Genomic DNA, 17,817 nt, shown 5'->3' with positions numbered 1-17,817 from the left:
GCGGCCGCCGCCGCGCTGGCGCTCGCCGCGCTCGCCGCGTGCACCGCGCCCGGCACCGCCCCGGGGGAGGACGGGGCGGCGCGGGCGGAAGGGGGCAGGCCGTTCACCGTGGTGGCGACCGGCGACATCATCCCGTACCCGTCGATCATCGAGCAGGCCCGGCGTGACGCGGGCGGCACCGGACACGACTTCACCCGCATCCTCGCGGGCGTGAAACCGGTGGTCGCGCCCGCCGACATCGCGCTGTGCCACATGGAGACGCCCTACGGCGACGAGGACGGCCCCTTCACCGGCTATCCGCTGTTCCGCTCCCCGCCCCAGCTCGCGCGGGCTCTGCGGACCACCGGCTACGACAGCTGCTCGACCGCCTCCAACCACAGTCTCGACGACGGCGTCGAGGGCGTGCGCCGCACCCTCGACGCGCTGGACGCGGCGGGAGTCCGGCACACGGGCACCGCCCGCAGCGCGGCGGAGGCCGCCCGCCCGGCGCTGCTGGAGGCCGGCGGCGCCCGGATCGCCCATCTGTCGTACACCTACGGCACCAACGGCATCCCGCTCCCCGAGGGCCGGCCGTGGGCGGTGAACCTGCTGGAGCCGGAACGCGTCCTCGCCGACGCACGCGCCGCCCGCCGCGCCGGCGCCGACGTGGTGATCGTCAGCCTGCACTGGGGAACGGAGTGGCAGCAGGCGCCCGACGCGACGCAGAAGGAGCTGGCCCGCAGGCTCACCGCCGCGCGCACCGGCGGGGCCAGGGCCGTCGACCTGCTGATCGGCACCCACAACCACGTGCCCCAGCCCTACGAGAAGGTGAACGGCACCTGGGTGGTCTACGGCCTGGGCGACCAGGTCGCCAGCTTCGTCCCCGAGGACAAGCGCAGCGGCAACGAGGGGTCCATGGCACGCTTCACCTTCGCCCCCGAGAACGGCCGCTGGACCGTCGCGAAGGCCGAGTTCCTGGTGGGCCACTCCGACACCGGCCCGCCCTTCCGCGTGGTGCGAGCCACCGCGCAGGACTTCCCCGAGGTGCACGCGCGGGTGCGCGAGGCGGTGCTGAGCCGGGGCGCGGGCGAGGACGGTCTCACCGAGGGCCGGTGAGACCGGGCGGCGGACCGGCCTGCCCGGCGGGTGCCCTCCGCGGACCTCAGCCCAGCGACTCGCCCGCGTGCGGGGAGACCGCCCCGGTCGCGATCAGGGCGAAGATCAGCAGGCCCAGCAGTATCCGGTAGACCACGAACGGCATGAAGCTCCTGGTGGAGATGAACTTCATGAACCAGGCGATGACCGCGTAGGCCACGAGGAAGGACAGCGTGGTCGCGAAGAGGGTCGGCGCCCAGGAGACGTGCCCCTCGCCGATCTCCGTCAGTTCGAACAGTCCGGAGGCGAGGACGGCCGGGATGGCCAGCAGGAAGGAGTAGCGGGCGGCGGCCTCACGGGAGTAGCCCATGAACAGGCCGCCGCTGATCGTCGCACCCGAGCGGGACACGCCGGGGATCAGCGCCATCGCCTGGGCCATGCCGAACAGCAGGCCGTCGCGCACGGTCAGCCTCTCCAGCGACTTGCGCTCGCGTACGGCGCGGTGGCGCCCGCCGGAGGCGTCGCGGGAGGCGAGCCGGTCGGCCACGCCCAGGACGATGCCCAGCACGATCAGGGTCGTGGCGATCAGCCGCAGATCGCGGAAGGGGCCCTCGATGTAGTCCTTGAGGGTCAGGCCGAGGACGCCGATCGGGATGGAGCCGACGATCACCAGCCAGCCCAGCTTCGCGTCGTGCTCGCGGCGCGCCCGCCTGTCGTACAGCGAGCGGAACCAGGCGGAGACGATCCGCACGATGTCCTTGCGGAAGTAGATCAGCACCGCCGCCTCGGTGCCGATCTGGGTGACGGCGGTGAAGGCCGCGCCGGGGTCCTCCCACCCCGCGAAGACCGCGGTCAGCCGCAGATGGGCGCTGGAGGATATGGGGAGGAACTCGGTCAGCCCCTGGACGAGCCCGAGGATGAACGCTTCGAACCAAGACATGTCGGGGTGTGCTCGTCCCTATTCGTGATCACCGGTCAGGTCGGGCAGATGCTATGGCCGGTCGGGAACGGGAAGGGAAACGGCGGGCGAACGTCGCGGGCCTGTGCGTACCGGCTCGGTGACCGCCCGGCCCGCGGCCTCCCCGGCGCCCCTCGGCGCCCCGGCCCGGCGCAGCCGGGCGCGCCTGCGCCAGGCGACCGCCGCGGCGGCCAGCCCGGGAACGGCGATGAAGGCGGATGCGACCAGGAAGACGGGCGAGGTCGGCTCGGTGGCCTGGCTGCCCGCCACGGCGTACGCGGCGGTGTTGGGCACACAGCCCAGCGCGGTGGCCGACAGGAAGGCCGGCCAGCGCATCCGGCTGACGGAGGCGCCGTAGTTGGAGACGGCGAACGGGATCCCCGGCAGCACCCGCAGCACCAGCATCGAGCGGAAGCCACGGCGGCTGAGCTGCCGGTCCCCGGCCGCCAGCCAGCGGCCGCGCAGCAGCGGGCGCAGGGCGTCCTGCCCCAGCAGCCGTCCCAGCCCGAAGGCCAGCCCGGCCCCCAGCACCGTCCCGGCCACCGCCGCGACAGTGCCCAGGGCGGCGCCGAAGAGGGCGCCCGAGGCCAGGTTCAGCACCGGTCTGGGCACGAGAGCCGCGGTGCACAGGCCGTACGCGAGGGCGAACAGCGCCAGCGCGCCGCCGCCGGAGAGCTGGGGACGCCACCCCTGGGCGAACAGCTGCTGCGGTTCGTGGAGGGCCACCGTCGTGGCGGCGGCGGCCAGCAGCACGGCGAGGAGGGACAGACGGGACCACGGGGAGAACAGCACCGCGGAGCACCGGGCGGCGGGTCCGACGGGCCGGGGAGCGGGGACGGGCACCGGGCGAGCGTAACCGACGCGGATGACATACGTCCCGGTGTGCCCGCTGTGAGGTCCGCGACCCCGGCGGGCGCGCCCGCCCGGTGCTCAGCTCCCGCGGCGGGCCGCGACAATGGGGCCGTGAACGACGAGACGGCGGATGAGCCGGTGCCCGTGCGCCGGACCGTGGACCAGGGCACCGCGCGGCTGCTGCCGGACGTGGACCGGCCGCGCGCCCGGCTGCTCACCGTCGACGACGCGCCCCAGTCGTACGTGGACCCGGGCGACCCGACGCACCTGGAGTTCGAGTACGTGCGCCGGATCGCCCACGTCCTGGACCGCGCCGCCGCCCCGGGCGCGCCGCTGGACGCCCTGCACCTGGGCGGTGGGGCCATGACCCTGCCGCGCTACCTGGCCGCCACCCGCCCCGGCTCCCGCCAGGAGGTGGTGGACGCCGACCGGGCGCTGATCGGCCTGGTGGCCGAGCACCTCCCGCTGCCGCCGGGCAGCGGGATCGAGGTGCGCGCCGGCGACGCCCTCGCCGCGCTGCGGGACAGGCCCCCCGGGTCGGTGGACGTCCTGGTCGCCGACGTCTTCGGCGGCTCCCGCGTCCCGGCCCACCTGACCACCCTGGCCTACGCCCGGGCCGCGGCCCGGGCACTGCGGCCGGAGGGCGTCTACGTCGCCAACCTCGCCGACGCCGCGCCCTTCGCCTTCCTCCGCTCCCAGCTGGCCGGCTTCCGCGCCGCGTTCGGCGACGATCCGGGCCGGCTGTGCCTGATCGCCGAGCCCGCCGTGCTGCGCGGCCGCCGGTTCGGCAACACCGTGCTGGCCGCCTCCCGCGCCGGGCTGCCCGTGGAGCGGCTGGCACGGCTGGCCGCGGGCGACCCGTTCCCGGCCCGGGTGGTGCACGGCGCCGCGCTGGAGCGGCTGACCGGGGACGCGCGCCCGGTTCAGGAGAGCGAGGCGGCGCCCTCGCCCGAGCCGCCGGAGGGCTCCTTCACCGTCGGCTGACCGCCGGCCACCGCCGCCCCGTCCCGCCGGGTCAGGCCGCGCACCCCCGGCACGCACAGCACCGCGGCCGTCAGCGCCGCTACCAGCACCGAGCAGCCCCACAGCGCCGCCGGCCGGCCCACCAGCGACTCGACGGGGCCCGCCGCGGCCGTGGCCAGGGGCACCAGGGCGATCGAGCCCAGCCAGTCGTAGGCCGAGACCCGGGAGAACTTCTCCTCGGGCACCTCCTGGTGCAGCGCCGTCATCCAGGACACCCCGAACACCTCGATGGCCACCCCGGTCGTGAACATCACCGCGGCCAGGCCCGCCGCGGGCAGGGGAACCGCCAGCGCCGCCGAGGGCAGCGCCAGGGGGAAGACGCACAGGGTGCCCGCGAGCATGATGCGGCGCGGCCGCCAGCGGGTCATCAGCACCCCGCCGCACACCGTGCCCGCGCCGAAGGCGGCCAGGGCCAGCCCCCACGGCCGGGCGCCGCCCAGGTGCTCCTCGGCGACCTGCGGCCCGTAGACCGCCTCGGCCGCCGCGACCACCGCGTTGACCACCGCGAACTGCAGGACCACCGCCCACAGCCACGGCCGTCCCGCCACCTCCCGCCAGCCGTCGCGCAGATCGCCCAGCAGGCCGCCACCCGGCGCCCGCTCGGGCATACCGCGCAGGTCGAGCAGGGCACGAAGCGCCCCCGCGGCGGCGAAGGCGGCGGCGTCGACCGCCAGCACCCAGCCGGGGCCGACCGCGGCGATCAGCGCGCCGCCGAGCGCCGCGCCGCCGATGGAGGCGCCGTTGACCCCCATCCGGAAGACGGCGAAGGCGCGCCCGGCCTGCTCGCCGCGGACACTGGCGAGCACCATCCCCTCGGCGGCCGGGGCGAAGAAGGCGTGCCCGGTGCCGCCCAGCGCCGACAGCAGCACCATCTGCCACAGTTCGGCGCTCCCGGTGATCACCAGTACGGCGAAGACGCCCTGGGAGACGCAGTTGAGAGCGTTGGCCGCCACCATCACCCGGTGGCGCGGCAGCCGGTCGGCGACGGCGCCGCCGACGAGCAGGAACAGCACCAGGGGGACGGTGCGGGCGGCGGCGACCAGACCCACGTCGGTGCCGTCACCGCCCAGGGCGAGCACGGCGAAAGCCGCCGCGATCAGCGCACCGGAGTTGCCCAGCCCGGTGATCACCGCGGCGGCCGTCAGCAGCGTGTAGTTGCGGCCCGCCCAGGCGGGGCGGGGCGGCCGCCCTCCCGCCCCGCCGGCGGCGGGCCCCCTGCCGGTCAGTCCTGCTCCGCGTACGGCCGCAGGCTGCCGGTCATCTTGTCGATGGTGGCCCGGGACACCTCGTCATCGACCCCGGCGTCGGTGACCAGGACCCAGATGCGCAGGTCGTTGCTGCCGTCGATCCAGGATACGGTCACGACCTTGCCGTCGGAGTCGCACTTGTTCTCCTTCTTGACCCCGGTGGCCGTGGCGCTCGCTATGTGGCCGGTGATGCCGTGCTCGTTGGAGAACTTCTTCGCCTTGGTCAGCTTGACGGTGTCCTTCTGCTCGCCGTACGCGAAGTAGACGAAGTTCTCCGCGGCGATCTCGGCGCCCTCGGCGGTGTTGCGGGAGCCCTGGCCGCCCTTGCTGCCGACGATGGCCCGGGTGTACTTGCTGTTGCCGACCTCGCACCAGCTCTCCTTGTAGAAGGCCGGCGCGCTGAAGGCGACCTGGGGCCCGGAGAAGGGGTCGTCCTCGTCCTTCTGCCCGTAGCCGATGATCGTCGTCTCCGTGCCGAGATTCCAGTCCGCGGGCACGTCGAAGGCGTTGTGGTGCTTGGCGTTGGTGACGACCTTCCAGCCGGACACCACCGGGTCGGGCTTCTCCGGAGTGAGGCCGTCGCGCGGGTTGGTGGGGTCGTCCCGCTCGGTGCCGGCGTCCTCGCTCGGCTCGGCGGTGGAGGGCTCGGGGCTCGGCGAGACACTGGCGCCGGGGCCCGCGGTCTTCTCGCTCTTGTCGTCGCCGGTCAGGACGAGGACGCCGGTCACCACGGCCGCGGCGATCACCGCGACGGCCGCGACGATGGCGATCGCCGCGTTCCGGCCCCTCTTGCCGTCCTTGCCCTGCGGCGGCCGCGGTGCGCCGGGCACGCCCGGCTGCCCCCACTGGCCGCCGGGCTGCCCCTGGTAACCCGGGCCCTGGTAGGGGTTGGGCGCCTGGTACCCCGGCGTCTGGTAGGGGTTCGGAGTCTGGGTCTGGTAGCCCGGCGTCTGGTACGGGTTGGGCTGCTGGTTCTGCGGGTTCTGCTCGCCCCCGGGCGGCTGCTGTCCTGGCCACATGGCGAGAACACTAGAGCCGCCGCCGCGGCCGGGCCACGGCCACCCCCGCTTCGGTACGCACCCGGTACACGGCCCCGGGGACGGGGCCGCGTACCGCACCCCCGGGAGCCGCGCTACCGGCCCTCGCCGTCCTCCGGGACGACCAGCGTCTCCCGGTGCACGCCGGCCAGCCCCCGGTACGCCGCGGCGTTGACGCGGATGCCCTCGCGCTCCTCCTCGGTCAGCTCCCGCCTGACGCGGGCGGGCACCCCGGCGACCAGGGAACCCGGCGGCACCTCCATCCCCTGCGGGACCAGGGCGTGGGCCGCCACCAGCGAACCGGCGCCCACCCGGGCTCCGTTGAGCACCGTCGCGCCCATCCCGACCAGGACCTCGTCCCCGATCGTGCAGCCGTGCAGCACCGCGTTGTGCCCCACCGAGACGCGCTCGCCCACGACCGCCGGGAAGCCCGGGTCGGCGTGGACGGTGCAGTTGTCCTGCACGTTGCTGTCCGCGCCGACGGTGATCGCGTCGCAGTCGCCGCGCAGCACCGCGTTGTACCAGACGCTCGCGCCGGCCCCCAGCGAGACCTGGCCGACCACCACGGCCGTCGGGGCGACGTACGCCTCCGGATCGATCTCGGGCTCCCTGCCCACCACGCCCGCGATCATCGCCCGCCGTTCCATCCGCGCCCTCTTCCGCCCGCCGTGCAGCGCACGGCCCGTGTACCGAACACCTTCTCCAACGGCACCGTAAGGGATCGAGTGGGGCGGGGATCACAGCACGCCGGGCGGTGCGCCGTCCGTCCGGGCGTCTACCGTGATCGGGTGCCCAAGAACAGGAACGTGTTCTCCTCCCTGCTGTCCCGCGCGGCCTCCCGTACGGCCTCCCGCGCCGTGCACGGGCTGTGGCGCCACGCGCAGCGGGCGGGCGCCGTCTCGGCCGAGCGCCCCGGCCCGTACGCGTTCCGCGGCATCGGGGAGGGCACCCGCCTGGCCTTCCCGCAGGGCACGCTGTTCGGCACCGAGTGGATCGAGCTGGGCGCGTGCTGCATCGTCGGCGCCGAGGTCACGCTGACCGCCGGGATGATGCCCGGCCTCGACCTCGGACCGGACACGGTGCTGCGGCTGGGCGACGGGGTGGTCCTCGGCCGGGGCAGCCATGTGGTCGCCGACGGGGCCGGGGCGGGCGTGACGATCGGGAACGACGTCTTCTGCGGCCCGTACGTCTACATCACCTCCACCAACCACTCCTACGACGACCCCCACCAGCCGATCGGCAGGCAGTGGCCGCGCTCGGCGCCGGTGGAGATCGGCGCGGGCAGCTGGCTGGGAACGGGCGCGGTGGTGCTGCCGGGCGCGCGGCTGGGGCGGAACACGGTGGTGGCGGCCGGTTCGGTCGTCCGCGGCGAGGTGCCCGACCACGCCGTGGTCGCGGGCGCGCCCGCGAAGGTCGTACGGCGCTGGGACCCGGGGGAGGGCTGGCTGCCCCCGCTGCGCACCCCGCCGCCGGTGCCGGTGCCGGAAGGGGTGACCCCCGGGCAGCTGGCGGCACTGGCCGGTATGGAGATCCCCGGGCCGGGGACGGCCGGGGCCGAGGCGGGCAGACTGGACGGGAGGACCGGTTCCGGACCGGTCCCGGCCCCGCCCGCCGACCGGGAAGGAAGCGACGACGGGATGCGTACGCCGTGAACAACCGGACCCTGCGCCTGCTGCTGCTGTTCGCCGTCGCCCTGCACGGCCTGGCACTGCTGCTGTACGTGGCCCGCAACCACTGGATCTGACCCCCTCCGCCCGCTCGGCCGTCCGCTCCGCCGCTGAATCCGCCCCGCGCCGAGGGCGCCCGGACGGCTGCTACGGTGCACGTCATGCGCGCCCCCATCGGGAACTTCACCGACGCCTGGCCGGTCACCGACAAGCTCGACCTGCTGGCCCCGCCGGTCGCCGCCGCGCTGCGCGGCCCCGTGCCGGCCGACGGTGTCGTCTACGTCGACAGCGACCCGGACGACGCCGACACCGTCCGCTTCGGCGAGGTGCACGGCATCCCGCCCGAGCAGTCCGCCAACTGCGTGGTCGTCGCGGCCCGCCGCGGTCAGGAGACCACCCTGGCCGCCTGTGTCGTCCTCGCCCACACCCGCGCCGACGTCAACCGCACCGTCCGGCGCGAACTGGGCGCCCGCAAGGCCTCGTTCGCACCCGTGGAGACGGCCGTCGGCGAGTCCGGCATGGAGTACGGCGGCATCACCCCGATCGGTCTGCCCCAGGGCTGGCCCCTGCTGGTGGACGCCGCGGTCGCCGACACCCCGTACGCCGTCGTCGGCTCCGGGCGCCGACGCGGCAAACTGCTGGTGCCCGGAGCGCTCCTGGCCGGCCTGCCGGGCGCGCGGGTGCTGGACGGTCTGGGCCTCCAGGCCGCCCGCACCGGCGACTGACCGCCGCGCGGGCGCTACTCTGCCCGCATGTCGAACCACGATGACCTGCTCGTCTCCATCGCCGAGAAGGTGGAGTCCGAGCGGAGCAACCAGATGCCCCTCACCGTGGTGGTCCCCGGCGCGGTCATCACCGGCAGGCTGGCGCCCGAGGCCGTCTGGAAGGCGCGGGTCGCCGAGGTCCTGCGGGACTCCGAGCGCCTGAAGCCGTTCGCCGAGCTGTTCGGGCCGTCCGAGGAGGACGGCCGGCACGGCGGCAGGCCCACCCATCTGCACCTGCACGTCGCACGCATCCTCCAGGGAAGCTACGGCCTCCCCGACACCGGCGGCATGTACCGCGTCGCCATCGGCGAGGTGAGCAGTTGGACCCTGGGGGAACTCAGCTACTCCGACGGATGAGGGGAGCGGCCCGGCGCACGCCGTGTCCGGCCGCCCCTTCCGCGACGAGGGGCGGCCGGCATGGCACGGATGACCCTGAGGGCGGCCGGGCGGGCTCCGGCCGACGAAGTGTGGGAGCGTTACGCGCGGCCGGATCTGTGGCCCACCTGGTCGCCGCAGATCCGGTCCGTGCGTGTGCGCGGCGACCGCATCGAACCCGGGATGGAGGGCGAGGTCGTCTCGCTGCCGGGGGTGCCGGTCGCCTTCGCGGTCGAGGAGGTCGGCGAGGCGCGGCGGCGGTGGACCTGGCGGGTCGAGGCCGGTCCCGTGCGGATGTGCCTGCACCACGCGGTCACCGTCCTGCCCGACGGGCGGACCGGCACCGAGCTGCGCATGGAGGGGCCGCTGCCGGCACTCGTCCTCTATGCGGGCCCGGCCCGGCTCGCCCTGCACCGCCTGGTGAGGGGCGGACCGGGATCATGACCCGAACCGAAACGTTCCTTTATATTTGGATATCGACACCTCTGCCGGGCTCCGCGGCGCACCATCGCGCCGTGGGGATCCGCGGGCTGCCCGGTGGCGGGCCGCCCCGAATCCGCGGAGGTTCCGGTGAGCGTTCCCGACTTCTTCTTCCCCTTCCGTGCGGTCCGTGCGGACCCGTCGGCCGGTGCGTCCGGCGCGTGCCGGGCGGTTCCCCCGCGACCGTCCCGCTCCCGCCGGCCGGTGCGCTGACATGGGCTGGCGTGAGTCCGCGGCGTGCCGCGGCGAGGATCCCGAACTGTTCTTCCCCATCGGGGACGGCGGCCTGGCGGAGCGGCAGACGGCGCGGGCACGGGCCGTCTGCCGCGGTTGCCCCGTCATGCCCCAGTGCAGGGACTGGGCGGTCAGGAACGGCGAGACCGAGGGGGTGTGGGGCGGCACCACCGCGGCCGAACGGCGGCTGATCAGACGCCGTTTCGTGGGCCGGCTGCCCGACGGCTGACGGCCGGGCCGTCTCGGACCGCCTCGGGGCGCGCCGGCGCGCCCCGAGGCGGCCCGGGACGCGCCGGAGGGTGAAGGTGGCGCAGATCACATCGAGCCGCATCGACCTCGTACCTACTGGTCGGTACGGTGCAGGGAGTCTCGATCGAGCAGGAGGCCCCATGTCGGCGACCAACCGCCAGATCCGCCTGGCAGCCCGTCCCACCGGAGAGGTGAAGCCCGAGGACTGGGAGCACCGCTCGGTACCCGTGGAGGACCCCGGACCGGGCTGCTTCGCGGGCCGCACCCGTGTCATCTCCCTGGACCCCGCCATGCGGGGGTGGCTCGACGACCGCCCCTCCTACCTGACGCCCGTCGGCATCGGCGAGGTGATGCGGGCCGGATCGGTCGTCGAGGTGACCGAGTCGAACCACCCCGGCTTCCGGCCCGGCGACCACGTGGTGGGCACGTTCGGCGTCCAGGAGTACGTCGTCTCCGACGGCAGGGGCGCGACGAAGGTCGACACCGCGCTCGCCCCGCCCTCGACGTACCTGGGGGCGCTGGGCATGCCCGGGATGACGGCGTACTTCGGCCTGCTGGACGTCGGGGCGCTCAAGGACGGCGAGACCGTGGTGGTCTCCGGGGCCGCCGGCGCGGTGGGCACCATCGCCGGGCAGATCGCCAAGGCGAAGGGCTGCCGGGTCGTGGGCATCGCCGGAGGGCCGCGCAAGTGCGCCATGCTCACCGAGGAACTGGGTTTCGACGCGGCGATCGACTACCGGGCCGAGGACGTCCGCAAGGCGCTGCGCGAGCACGCGCCGGACGGCATCGACGTCTACTTCGACAACGTCGGGGGCGACATCCTGGACGCCGCCCTCACCCGGCTGGCCATGCACGCCCGCGTGGTGATCTGCGGCGCGATCAGCCAGTACAACAACGCCACCCCGGTCAAGGGCCCGTCGAACTACCTGTCCCTGCTCGTCCGCCGCGCCCGGATGGAGGGCTTCGTGGTCTTCGACTACGCCAAGCGCTACGGGCAGGCCGCGCAGGAGATCGCCGGCTGGATCGGCGAGGGCCGCGTCAAGGTCAAGGAACACGTGGTGAAGGGCACCGTCGACGACTTCCCCGAGACGCTGCAGATGCTCTTCCGGGGGGAGAACGTCGGCAAGCTGGTGCTGGAACTGGCCTGACCCGATCCCGATCCCGATCCCGGTCCCGGTTCCGGCTCCGTGGCGCGCCCCGCCCGGAGGCGGGGCGCGCCACGGAGGGAGCTCAGCCCAGACGCGGGATCTCGATGGCCGGGCAGCGGTCCATCACCATCTCCAGGCCCGCCGCGCGGGTGCGCTCCCAGGCCGCCTCGTCGACCACGCCGAGCTGGAACCAGACCGCCTTCGCCCCGGCCGCCACCGCCTCGTCCGCGACGCCGCCGGCGAGCGCGGAGTTGACGAACACGTCCACCACGTCGACGGGGAAGGGGATCTCGGCCAGGGAGGCGTAGCCGCGCTCGCCGTGCACCGTCTCGGCCTTGGGGTGGACGGGCACGATCCGCTTGCCGAACCGCTGGAGCGCGGCGGCCACGCCCCAGGCCGCGCGGCCGCGGTTGGACGACAGGCCCACCACCGCCCAGGTGTCGCCGGCCTCGGTCAGGATCCTGCGGACTGTCTCTGAGTCTCCGTACATGCCCCTGCCAACGGACGGCCCGGCCCGGCCATTCCCCGCGGCGGACCGTAGGGTGGGCGGAATGCGGGAGCAGTATGTGACGGTCGCGGGCGAGGGCGTGCACGAGACCGAGGTGAACAGGTCGCGCTTCGTCTGCGCGCTCGCGCCCGCCGCCACCGAGGAGGAGGCGCGGGCGTTCGTCGCCCGGGTCCGCGAGCGGCACGCGGACGCCACCCACAACTGCTGGGCGTACGTCATCGGCGCCGACGCCGGTGTGCAGAAGGCGAGCGACGACGGGGAGCCCGGCGGCACGGCCGGCGTCCCCATGCTCCAGATGCTGCTGCGCCGCGAGGTCCGCTACGCCGTCGCGGTCGTCACCCGCTACTTCGGCGGGGTGAAGCTGGGCGCCGGCGGGCTGATCCGGGCCTACGGCGGCGCGGTCGGCGAGGCCCTCGACGCGCTGGGCACCGTCACCCGGCGGCGGATGCGGCTTGCCACGGTCACGGTGGACCACCAGCGGGCGGGCCGGGTCGAGAACGAGCTGCGCACCGGCGGCCGGGACGTACGGGGCGTGCACTACGGCGCCGAGGTCGCCATCGAGGTCGGGCTGCCCGAGACCGAGGTCGACGCCTTCCGCTCCTGGCTCGCCGACGCCACGGCGGGCACCGCCCGGCTGGAGCTGGGCGGCGAGGCGTACGGGACCGGACGGGCCTGACCGGAACACGACCGAACATCCACGGATGATCTCCGGGGCGCCATGTGAACGCGAAGCCGCAGACATCGACAACTTGGGTGAACGGCCACAGAAATCGGCAAGTGTGTTCTAGTCTTCACACTCGGTACGGAGGCGAATGCGGAGCCGGCACCGGCCGGCCGAGCGGGGGGAAGGGGACGCCGACCGAGTAGGGGGGCAGGGGTTTGTTCGAGGCTGCCGGAACGCGGGTCGCCGACGCGCCCGCGGACTTAGCCGAGCCGTTACGCGTCCGCGCGCGGGACGGGAAACGGGAGACGAGGGGGAGATCCGGGGCCGGACGGCGCCTTCCGCCGGCCCTGGCGGTGGACCTGCTGGGCGCGGCGCTGCCAGCCGGTGCGCTGGGCGCCGCGGGGGGAGGGCCGGGTCCGCTGCCGGCCGCCGCGGTCGTCGGCGCGGCCTGGCCGCTGATCGCGGCCCTGAGAGGGCGCTATACGGGGGAGTTGGGGGAGAGCGGAGCCGTACTGCCGGTGCTCCGCGACTGGCTGGCGATGCTGGGCCTGCTCGCCGGGGTGTGCGTCACGGTGCGGCTGGAGGTGTCGGCCGGGGCGTGGCTGCCGGCACTTCTTCCCTGTCTGGCGCTGACCGCCGCCCACCGCAGGCTGGCGTACCGGCGCACACTGGCGCTGCGGCGCCGGGCCCGGGGCCTGCGGCGGGTGCTGGTGGTGGGGGAGGAGGGAGCCGCGGACGGCCTGACGGCGCGGATGGGCGCACGCACCGACGACGAGTACGTGGTGGTCGGCGGCTGCGTGCCCGGGAGCGCGGAGGGCGCCGGGCACGCCGGGAGCGACGAGGGTGCCGTGGACGCCGCGGACACGGCCGCCGTCCTGCGGCGCGCGGCGGAACTCGACGCCGACACGGTCTTCGTCGTGCCCGGGCGGTGGACGACGGGGGAGGGGCTGCGCCGTCTGGCCTGGGCCCTGTACGACGACGGCCGGAGCCTGGCCGTCCTCCCCGGCCTCGTCGACGTCTCGCGTCACCGGCTGCGGCTGGCCCGGGCCGCGGGGATGACCGTGCTCCACGTGGAGCCGGCCGCCCGGCGGGGACTGCCGGTGCTGTTCAAGCGGATCACCGACGGGGTGGGCGCGCTGCTGCTGGTCGTGCTGCTCTCGCCCGTGCTGCTGGGGGTGGCGGCGGCGGTGCGCCTGTCGTCGCCGGGACCGGTGATCTACCGGCAGGTCCGCGTCGGCCGGGGGCAGGTGCCGTTCCGGATGTGGAAGTTCCGCACGATGGTGGAGGCCGCCGACCGTATGCGCCCGGCGCTGGAGGCGGCGAACGAGCACGACGGGGGGATGTTCAAGATCCGCGAGGACCCCCGGGTCACCCGGCTGGGCCGCGTTCTGCGCCGCTACTCCCTGGACGAGCTGCCGCAGCTGTTCAACGTGCTGGCCGGCCACATGTCGCTGGTGGGACCGCGCCCGCCGCTGCCCGAGGAGGTGGAGCGCTATGACGACGCCGAGCTGCGCAGACTGTCGGTCAAGCCGGGGATCACAGGATTGTGGCAGGTCAGCGGACGGTCCGACCTGTCGTGGGACGAGACCGTCGCGCTCGACCTGAGGTACGTGGACAACTGGTCCTACACCGGGGACGTCGGCGTCCTGGCCCGCACCTTCCGCGCCGTGGTGAGCGCCCGTGGCGCGTACTAGGAGCGGCCGGGCGGGTGCCGCGGCGGGCGGCGGGGCCGGGTCAGACCGGTTCCGCCGCGCCGAGCCAGGCGCGGTGGGTGGCCGCGATCCCCTCGGCCAGGCCGATCGAGGGGGACCAGCCCAGCGCCCGTATCCGGCCGGTGTCGAGCAGCTTGCGCGGGGTGCCGTCCGGCCGGGAGGGGTCGAAGGCGATCCGGCCCTCGTAGCCCACCACCGAGGCGACCAGCGCGGCCAGTTCGCGGATCGTCAGGTCCTCGCCGCAGCCGACGTTGACCGGCTCGTCGCCGTCGTAGCGGCGCAGCAGCACCTCGCAGGCGGCGGCCAGGTCGTCCACGTGCAGGAACTCGCGGCGGGGGCTGCCGGTGCCCCACAGCACCACCTCCTGCGCCCCCTTCTCGACGGCCTCGTGGAAGCGGCGGATGAGCGCGGGCAGGACGTGCGAGGTCTCGGGGTCGAAGTTGTCACCGGGCCCGTAGAGGTTGGTGGGCATCGCCGATATGTAGGAGGCACCGAACTGCCGCCGGTAGGACTGGACCTGGACGATCCCGGCGATCTTGGCGACGGCGTACGCCCGGTTCGTCGGCTCCAGCGGACCGGTCAGCAGGGCGCTCTCGGTGATCGGCTGCTCGGCGTGCCTGGGGTAGATGCAGCTCGACCCCAGGAAGAGCAGCCTGCGCACCCCGGCGGCGTGGGCGCCGCTCACCACGGCGAGCTGGATGCGGAGGTTGTCCTCCAGGAACTGCACGGGGTGGGTGCTGTTGGCCATGATCCCGCCCACCCTCGCGGCGGCCAGGACCACGGCGTCGGGCCGGGTGTCGCGCAGGTACGCGGCGGTGGCGGCGCCGTCGCGCAGGTCGAGTTCGGCGCGGGGGCGGGTCAGCACCTCGTAGCCCCGGGCGGACAGGCGCCGGGCGACGGCGGAGCCGACCAGGCCGCGGTGTCCCGCGACGAAGACGCGGGCGGGCGGGGGCAGCAGATCGTCCATGGCGCGCATTCTGTCAGGGAGAGGCTTACTTTCTCCCGACTTCTGTTGAAACATGGCCAGTTGTCGTCGAGATCCCGTCCCGCCCCGGCGCCCGGCCGGACACGGGCCGGCACCAGACCACCTGTGGGGGGAACACCATGCCGCGTACCGCTGTGATCACGGGCATCACCGGCCAGGACGGCTCCTATCTGGCCGAACTGCTGCTGGACAAGGGCTACACCGTGCACGGTCTGATGAGACGCTCCTCCAGCTTCAACACCGAGCGCATCGACCACATCTACCAGGACCCGCACACCCCCGGCCGCCGGCTCGTCCTGCACCACGCCGACCTCTCCGACGGGGTGGCGCTGGTCAACCTGCTGCGCGACGTGAGACCGGACGAGGTGTACAACCTGGGGGCCCAGTCCCATGTCCGCGTCTCCTTCGACGCCCCCCTGTACACCGGCGACGTGACCGGGCTGGGCGCCTTACGGCTGCTGGAGGCCATCCGGGCCGGCGGCGTGGAGACCAGGCTGTACCAGGCCTCCTCCTCGGAGATGTTCGGCTCCACCCCGCCCCCGCAGAACGAGACCACGCCCTTCCACCCGCGCAGCCCGTACGGCTGCGCCAAGGTCATGGCGTACTGGGCCACCGTCAACTACCGAGAGGCGTACGGCATCCACGCCGTCAACGGGATCCTCTTCAACCACGAGAGCCCGCGCCGCGGCGAGACCTTCGTCACCCGCAAGATCACCCGTGCCGTCGCCCGCATCCGCGCCGGCCTGCAGGATCACCTCTACCTGGGCAACCTCGACGCCGTCCGCGACTGGGGCTACGCGCCCGAGTACGTCGAGGCCATGTGGCGCATGCTCCAGCGCGACGAGCCCGACGACTACGTGGTGGCCACCGGAGTGGCCGCGACCGTCCGCGACTTCCTCACCGCCGCCTTCGGCGCCGCGGGGCTGGACTGGGAGCGCCATGTGCGCTTCGACCCCAAGTACGAGCGCCCCACCGAGGTGGACGCCCTGATCGGGGACGCGTCCAAGGCGCGGAAGCTGCTGGAGTGGGCCCCGAAGGTGCGCTACGACGAGCTGGCGCGGATCATGGTCGAGGCCGATGTGGCGCAACTGGAGGCCGAGCTGTCCGGCCGCCGCGTGCGGGTGGACCGTTGAGCGCCCCGGCCGCCGGGCGCCGGCTGCGCGGCTTCACCGGTGCCGGCTACGACAAGCAGCGCGGCCCGCTGGCCCAGGCCGCCTGGTTCGCCGCGCTCAACCTGCTCTTCGTCAAGTGGTGGTTCCCGCCGCGCTGGCGCCCGGCGCTGCTGCGGGCCTTCGGCGCGCGCGTGGGGCAGCGGGTCCTGATCCGGCACCGGGTGCGGGTGCAGTGGCCCTGGAAGCTGGCCGTCGGCGACGACGTGTGGATCGGCGAGGGCGCCTGGCTGATCAATCTGGAGCCGATCACCATCGAGAGCGACGTGTGCGTCTCCCAGGAGGCGGTGCTGTGCACCGGCAGCCACCAGCGGCACTCGCCCACCTTCGAGTTCGACAACGCCCCCGTCCGTCTGGAGCGCGGCTCCTGGGTGGCCGCCCGTGCCCTGGTGCTGCGGGGTGTCACCGTCGGCGCGGGCGCGGTGGTCGGGGCCGGGGCGGTCGCCCACCGCGACCTCGCGCCGGGAGCCGTGCACACCGCCGGAGGCACGCGATGAGGATCGTCCACACCGTCACCCTGACCGGCGACGACGGGGCATACGGCGGCCCGGTGAGCGTGGCCACCGGGCAGCTCGCCGAGCTGGCCGCACGCGGTCACGAGGTCGCGCTGGTCTCCCTGTGGCGCGGTCGCGCCGCGCCGCCGCGCACCCTGGAGGGCGTGCCGCTGCGCGCCCACCGCGCCCGCGCACTGGTGCCCGGCCGGGGGTTCCTCGGCCTGTTCCACCCCCGGCTGGCCCTCACCCTGTGGCGGCTGGCGGGCCGGGCCGACGTCCTGCACGTCCACGCCGGACGCGATCTGGTCTCCCTCGCGGCGCTGGCCGCCGCCGTACTGCGCCGCCGCCCCTTCGTCGTCCAGACCCACGGCATGGTCCAGCCGCGCCGCTCGGCCGCCGTACGCCTCTTCGACCGCTGCTACGTGCCCCTGCTGCGCAGGGCGCGCGCCGCCCTGGTGCTCACCGAGGCCGAGGAGACCGGGCTGCGCAGGGTGCTGCGGCCGGGCGGCCCGCCGACGGTCCGGCTGCCCAACGGAGTGGGGCCGGCCGCGTCCGGTCCGCTGGAGCGGCCGCGTGGGGAAGCCGGGCCGGAGGAGCGGCCGGACGAGGCGGACGTCCTCTTCCTCGCCCGGCTCCACCCGCGCAAGCGCCCCGAGGCGTTCGTGCGCATGGCCGCGCTGGTGCGCGCCAAGCACCCCGAGGCGTCCTTCACCCTGCACGGGGCCGACGAGGGCCGGCTGGCGCCGGTGCGCCGGCTGATCACCCGGGAGGGGCTGGAGGAGGCGGTGGGGTACGGCGGGCCGCTGGACCACGCCGCCGCTCTGCGGCGCATCGCCCGCGCCACCGTGTACGTCCTGCCCAGCGTGGACGAGCCGTTCCCGATGAGCGTGCTGGAGGCGCTGGCCGCGGGCACGCCCGTGGTCTGCACCGACAGCTGCGGGATCGCCGCCGAGCTGGAGCGGCGCGGGGCCGCGCTGGTCACCGACGGCTCCCCCGGGGCGCTGGCCGACGCGGTGCTGAGCCTGCTGGAGGACCGCTCACTGCGCGAGCGCACCGCCGCGGCGGGCCGTGCCGCCGTACGGGAGCGGTTCTCGCTGGCGGCCGTGGCCGACCGGCTGGAGAGGCTGTACGGGTCCGCCGCCCGCGCCGCCCGGCCCGGAGCGCGGTGAGGCGCCGC

At 74.7% G+C, this 17,817-nt stretch carries 20 protein-coding genes; 13 read left to right on the top strand and 7 right to left on the bottom strand.

Annotation, left to right across the window (positions count from 1 at the left end; genetic code table 11):
* A partial coding sequence (locus tag ACLIYP_RS23495; protein ID WP_412715109.1) for a CapA family protein occupies window positions 1-1,095 on the top strand: 1,095 nt, incomplete at its 5' end.
* Window positions 1,096-1,141: 46 nt separating this feature from the next.
* Here ACLIYP_RS23495 and ACLIYP_RS23490 read toward each other — a convergent pair.
* Both ACLIYP_RS23490 and ACLIYP_RS23485 read right to left on the bottom strand, forming a co-directional pair.
* The gene (locus ACLIYP_RS23490) at window positions 1,142-2,014 is read right to left on the bottom strand and encodes an undecaprenyl-diphosphate phosphatase (RefSeq protein WP_412715108.1); all 873 of its coding nucleotides are present in this window, start codon (window positions 2,012-2,014) and stop codon (window positions 1,142-1,144) included.
* Window positions 2,015-2,065: 51 nt separating this feature from the next.
* Window positions 2,066-2,875 (bottom strand): TVP38/TMEM64 family protein, encoded by an 810-nt coding sequence (locus ACLIYP_RS23485; RefSeq protein WP_412715107.1) that lies wholly within the window; start codon window positions 2,873-2,875, stop codon window positions 2,066-2,068.
* A gap of 120 nt (window positions 2,876-2,995) precedes the next feature.
* On the opposite strand from ACLIYP_RS23485, the gene ACLIYP_RS23480 reads away from it, so the two are divergent.
* Complete coding sequence (locus tag ACLIYP_RS23480) at window positions 2,996-3,868, top strand: spermidine synthase (protein WP_412715106.1); 873 nt, start codon at window positions 2,996-2,998, stop codon at window positions 3,866-3,868.
* Here the strand turns inward: ACLIYP_RS23480 and ACLIYP_RS23475 are convergent.
* From ACLIYP_RS23475 to ACLIYP_RS23465, 3 genes are all read right to left on the bottom strand, one after another.
* A complete protein-coding gene (locus tag ACLIYP_RS23475) occupies window positions 3,808-5,133 on the bottom strand; it encodes an MFS transporter (protein ID WP_412715110.1) in 1,326 nt (441 codons plus the stop codon). The genes ACLIYP_RS23480 and ACLIYP_RS23475 overlap by 61 nt on opposite strands.
* The gene (locus ACLIYP_RS23470) at window positions 5,130-6,173 is read right to left on the bottom strand and encodes a hypothetical protein (protein ID WP_412715105.1); all 1,044 of its coding nucleotides are present in this window, start codon (window positions 6,171-6,173) and stop codon (window positions 5,130-5,132) included. Before ACLIYP_RS23470 ends, ACLIYP_RS23475 begins: the two co-directional genes overlap by 4 nt.
* Window positions 6,174-6,286: 113 nt before the next feature.
* Window positions 6,287-6,838: a gamma carbonic anhydrase family protein gene (locus tag ACLIYP_RS23465; protein WP_412715104.1), complete on the bottom strand. Its 552-nt coding sequence runs from the start codon at window positions 6,836-6,838 to the stop codon at window positions 6,287-6,289.
* A gap of 141 nt (window positions 6,839-6,979) precedes the next feature.
* Between ACLIYP_RS23465 and ACLIYP_RS23460 the strand changes: the two genes are divergently transcribed.
* From ACLIYP_RS23460 to ACLIYP_RS23435, 6 genes are all read left to right on the top strand, one after another.
* Window positions 6,980-7,843: an acyltransferase gene (locus ACLIYP_RS23460; RefSeq protein ID WP_412715103.1), complete on the top strand. Its 864-nt coding sequence runs from the start codon at window positions 6,980-6,982 to the stop codon at window positions 7,841-7,843.
* A gap of 176 nt (window positions 7,844-8,019) precedes the next feature.
* Entirely contained in the window at window positions 8,020-8,583 is a 564-nt protein-coding gene (locus tag ACLIYP_RS23455; protein ID WP_412715102.1) for a YbaK/EbsC family protein, read from the top strand.
* Window positions 8,584-8,610: 27 nt separating this feature from the next.
* Window positions 8,611-8,979, top strand: a complete 369-nt coding sequence (locus tag ACLIYP_RS23450) for a hypothetical protein (protein WP_412715101.1) — start codon at window positions 8,611-8,613, stop codon at window positions 8,977-8,979.
* Window positions 8,980-9,039: 60 nt separating this feature from the next.
* Window positions 9,040-9,441: an SRPBCC family protein gene (locus tag ACLIYP_RS23445; RefSeq protein ID WP_412715100.1), complete on the top strand. Its 402-nt coding sequence runs from the start codon at window positions 9,040-9,042 to the stop codon at window positions 9,439-9,441.
* 250 nt (window positions 9,442-9,691) lie between these two features.
* On the top strand, window positions 9,692-9,940 hold the full coding sequence (locus ACLIYP_RS23440) for a WhiB family transcriptional regulator (protein WP_412715099.1): 249 nt from the start codon (window positions 9,692-9,694) through the stop codon (window positions 9,938-9,940).
* Between the two features lie 160 nt (window positions 9,941-10,100).
* Window positions 10,101-11,108: an NADP-dependent oxidoreductase gene (locus ACLIYP_RS23435; RefSeq protein WP_412715098.1), complete on the top strand. Its 1,008-nt coding sequence runs from the start codon at window positions 10,101-10,103 to the stop codon at window positions 11,106-11,108.
* Between the two features lie 82 nt (window positions 11,109-11,190).
* Here ACLIYP_RS23435 and ACLIYP_RS23430 read toward each other — a convergent pair whose 3' ends face one another.
* Window positions 11,191-11,598 carry a CoA-binding protein gene (locus ACLIYP_RS23430; protein WP_093658408.1) on the bottom strand — a complete coding sequence of 136 codons (408 nt, stop codon included), beginning with the start codon at window positions 11,596-11,598 and terminating at the stop codon, window positions 11,191-11,193.
* Window positions 11,599-11,659: 61 nt separating this feature from the next.
* Here ACLIYP_RS23430 and ACLIYP_RS23425 point away from each other — a divergent pair, with 61 nt between their 5' ends.
* Both ACLIYP_RS23425 and ACLIYP_RS23420 read left to right on the top strand, forming a co-directional pair.
* Window positions 11,660-12,292 (top strand): YigZ family protein, encoded by a 633-nt coding sequence (locus ACLIYP_RS23425; RefSeq protein WP_412715097.1) that lies wholly within the window; start codon window positions 11,660-11,662, stop codon window positions 12,290-12,292.
* Between the two features lie 341 nt (window positions 12,293-12,633).
* The gene (locus ACLIYP_RS23420; RefSeq protein ID WP_412715096.1) at window positions 12,634-13,974 is read left to right on the top strand and encodes an exopolysaccharide biosynthesis polyprenyl glycosylphosphotransferase; all 1,341 of its coding nucleotides are present in this window, start codon (window positions 12,634-12,636) and stop codon (window positions 13,972-13,974) included.
* 40 nt (window positions 13,975-14,014) lie between these two features.
* On the opposite strand, the gene ACLIYP_RS23415 is transcribed toward ACLIYP_RS23420, so the two are convergent.
* On the bottom strand, window positions 14,015-14,959 hold the full coding sequence (locus tag ACLIYP_RS23415) for a GDP-L-fucose synthase family protein (protein WP_412715095.1): 945 nt from the start codon (window positions 14,957-14,959) through the stop codon (window positions 14,015-14,017).
* Between the two features lie 137 nt (window positions 14,960-15,096).
* On the opposite strand from ACLIYP_RS23415, the gene gmd reads away from it, so the two are divergent.
* The 3 genes from gmd to ACLIYP_RS23400 are packed head-to-tail and all read left to right on the top strand — an operon-like array spanning window position 15,097 to window position 17,809.
* Window positions 15,097-16,110, top strand: a complete 1,014-nt coding sequence (gene gmd / locus ACLIYP_RS23410) for a GDP-mannose 4,6-dehydratase (RefSeq protein WP_412715094.1) — start codon at window positions 15,097-15,099, stop codon at window positions 16,108-16,110.
* Window positions 16,107-16,643 (top strand): LbetaH domain-containing protein, encoded by a 537-nt coding sequence (locus ACLIYP_RS23405; protein ID WP_412715093.1) that lies wholly within the window; start codon window positions 16,107-16,109, stop codon window positions 16,641-16,643. The genes gmd and ACLIYP_RS23405 overlap by 4 nt, the downstream gene beginning before the upstream one ends.
* Window positions 16,640-17,809 carry a glycosyltransferase gene (locus ACLIYP_RS23400; protein ID WP_412715092.1) on the top strand — a complete coding sequence of 390 codons (1,170 nt, stop codon included), beginning with the start codon at window positions 16,640-16,642 and terminating at the stop codon, window positions 17,807-17,809. Before ACLIYP_RS23405 ends, ACLIYP_RS23400 begins: the two co-directional genes overlap by 4 nt.
* The last annotated feature ends 8 nt before the right edge of the window (window positions 17,810-17,817 follow it).

The organism is Streptomyces nanhaiensis, assembly GCF_046614825.1.
Taxonomy (GTDB): Bacteria; Actinomycetota; Actinomycetes; order Streptomycetales; family Streptomycetaceae; genus Streptomyces; species Streptomyces radiopugnans.
This window is presented reverse-complemented; position numbering and strand designations above follow the sequence as displayed.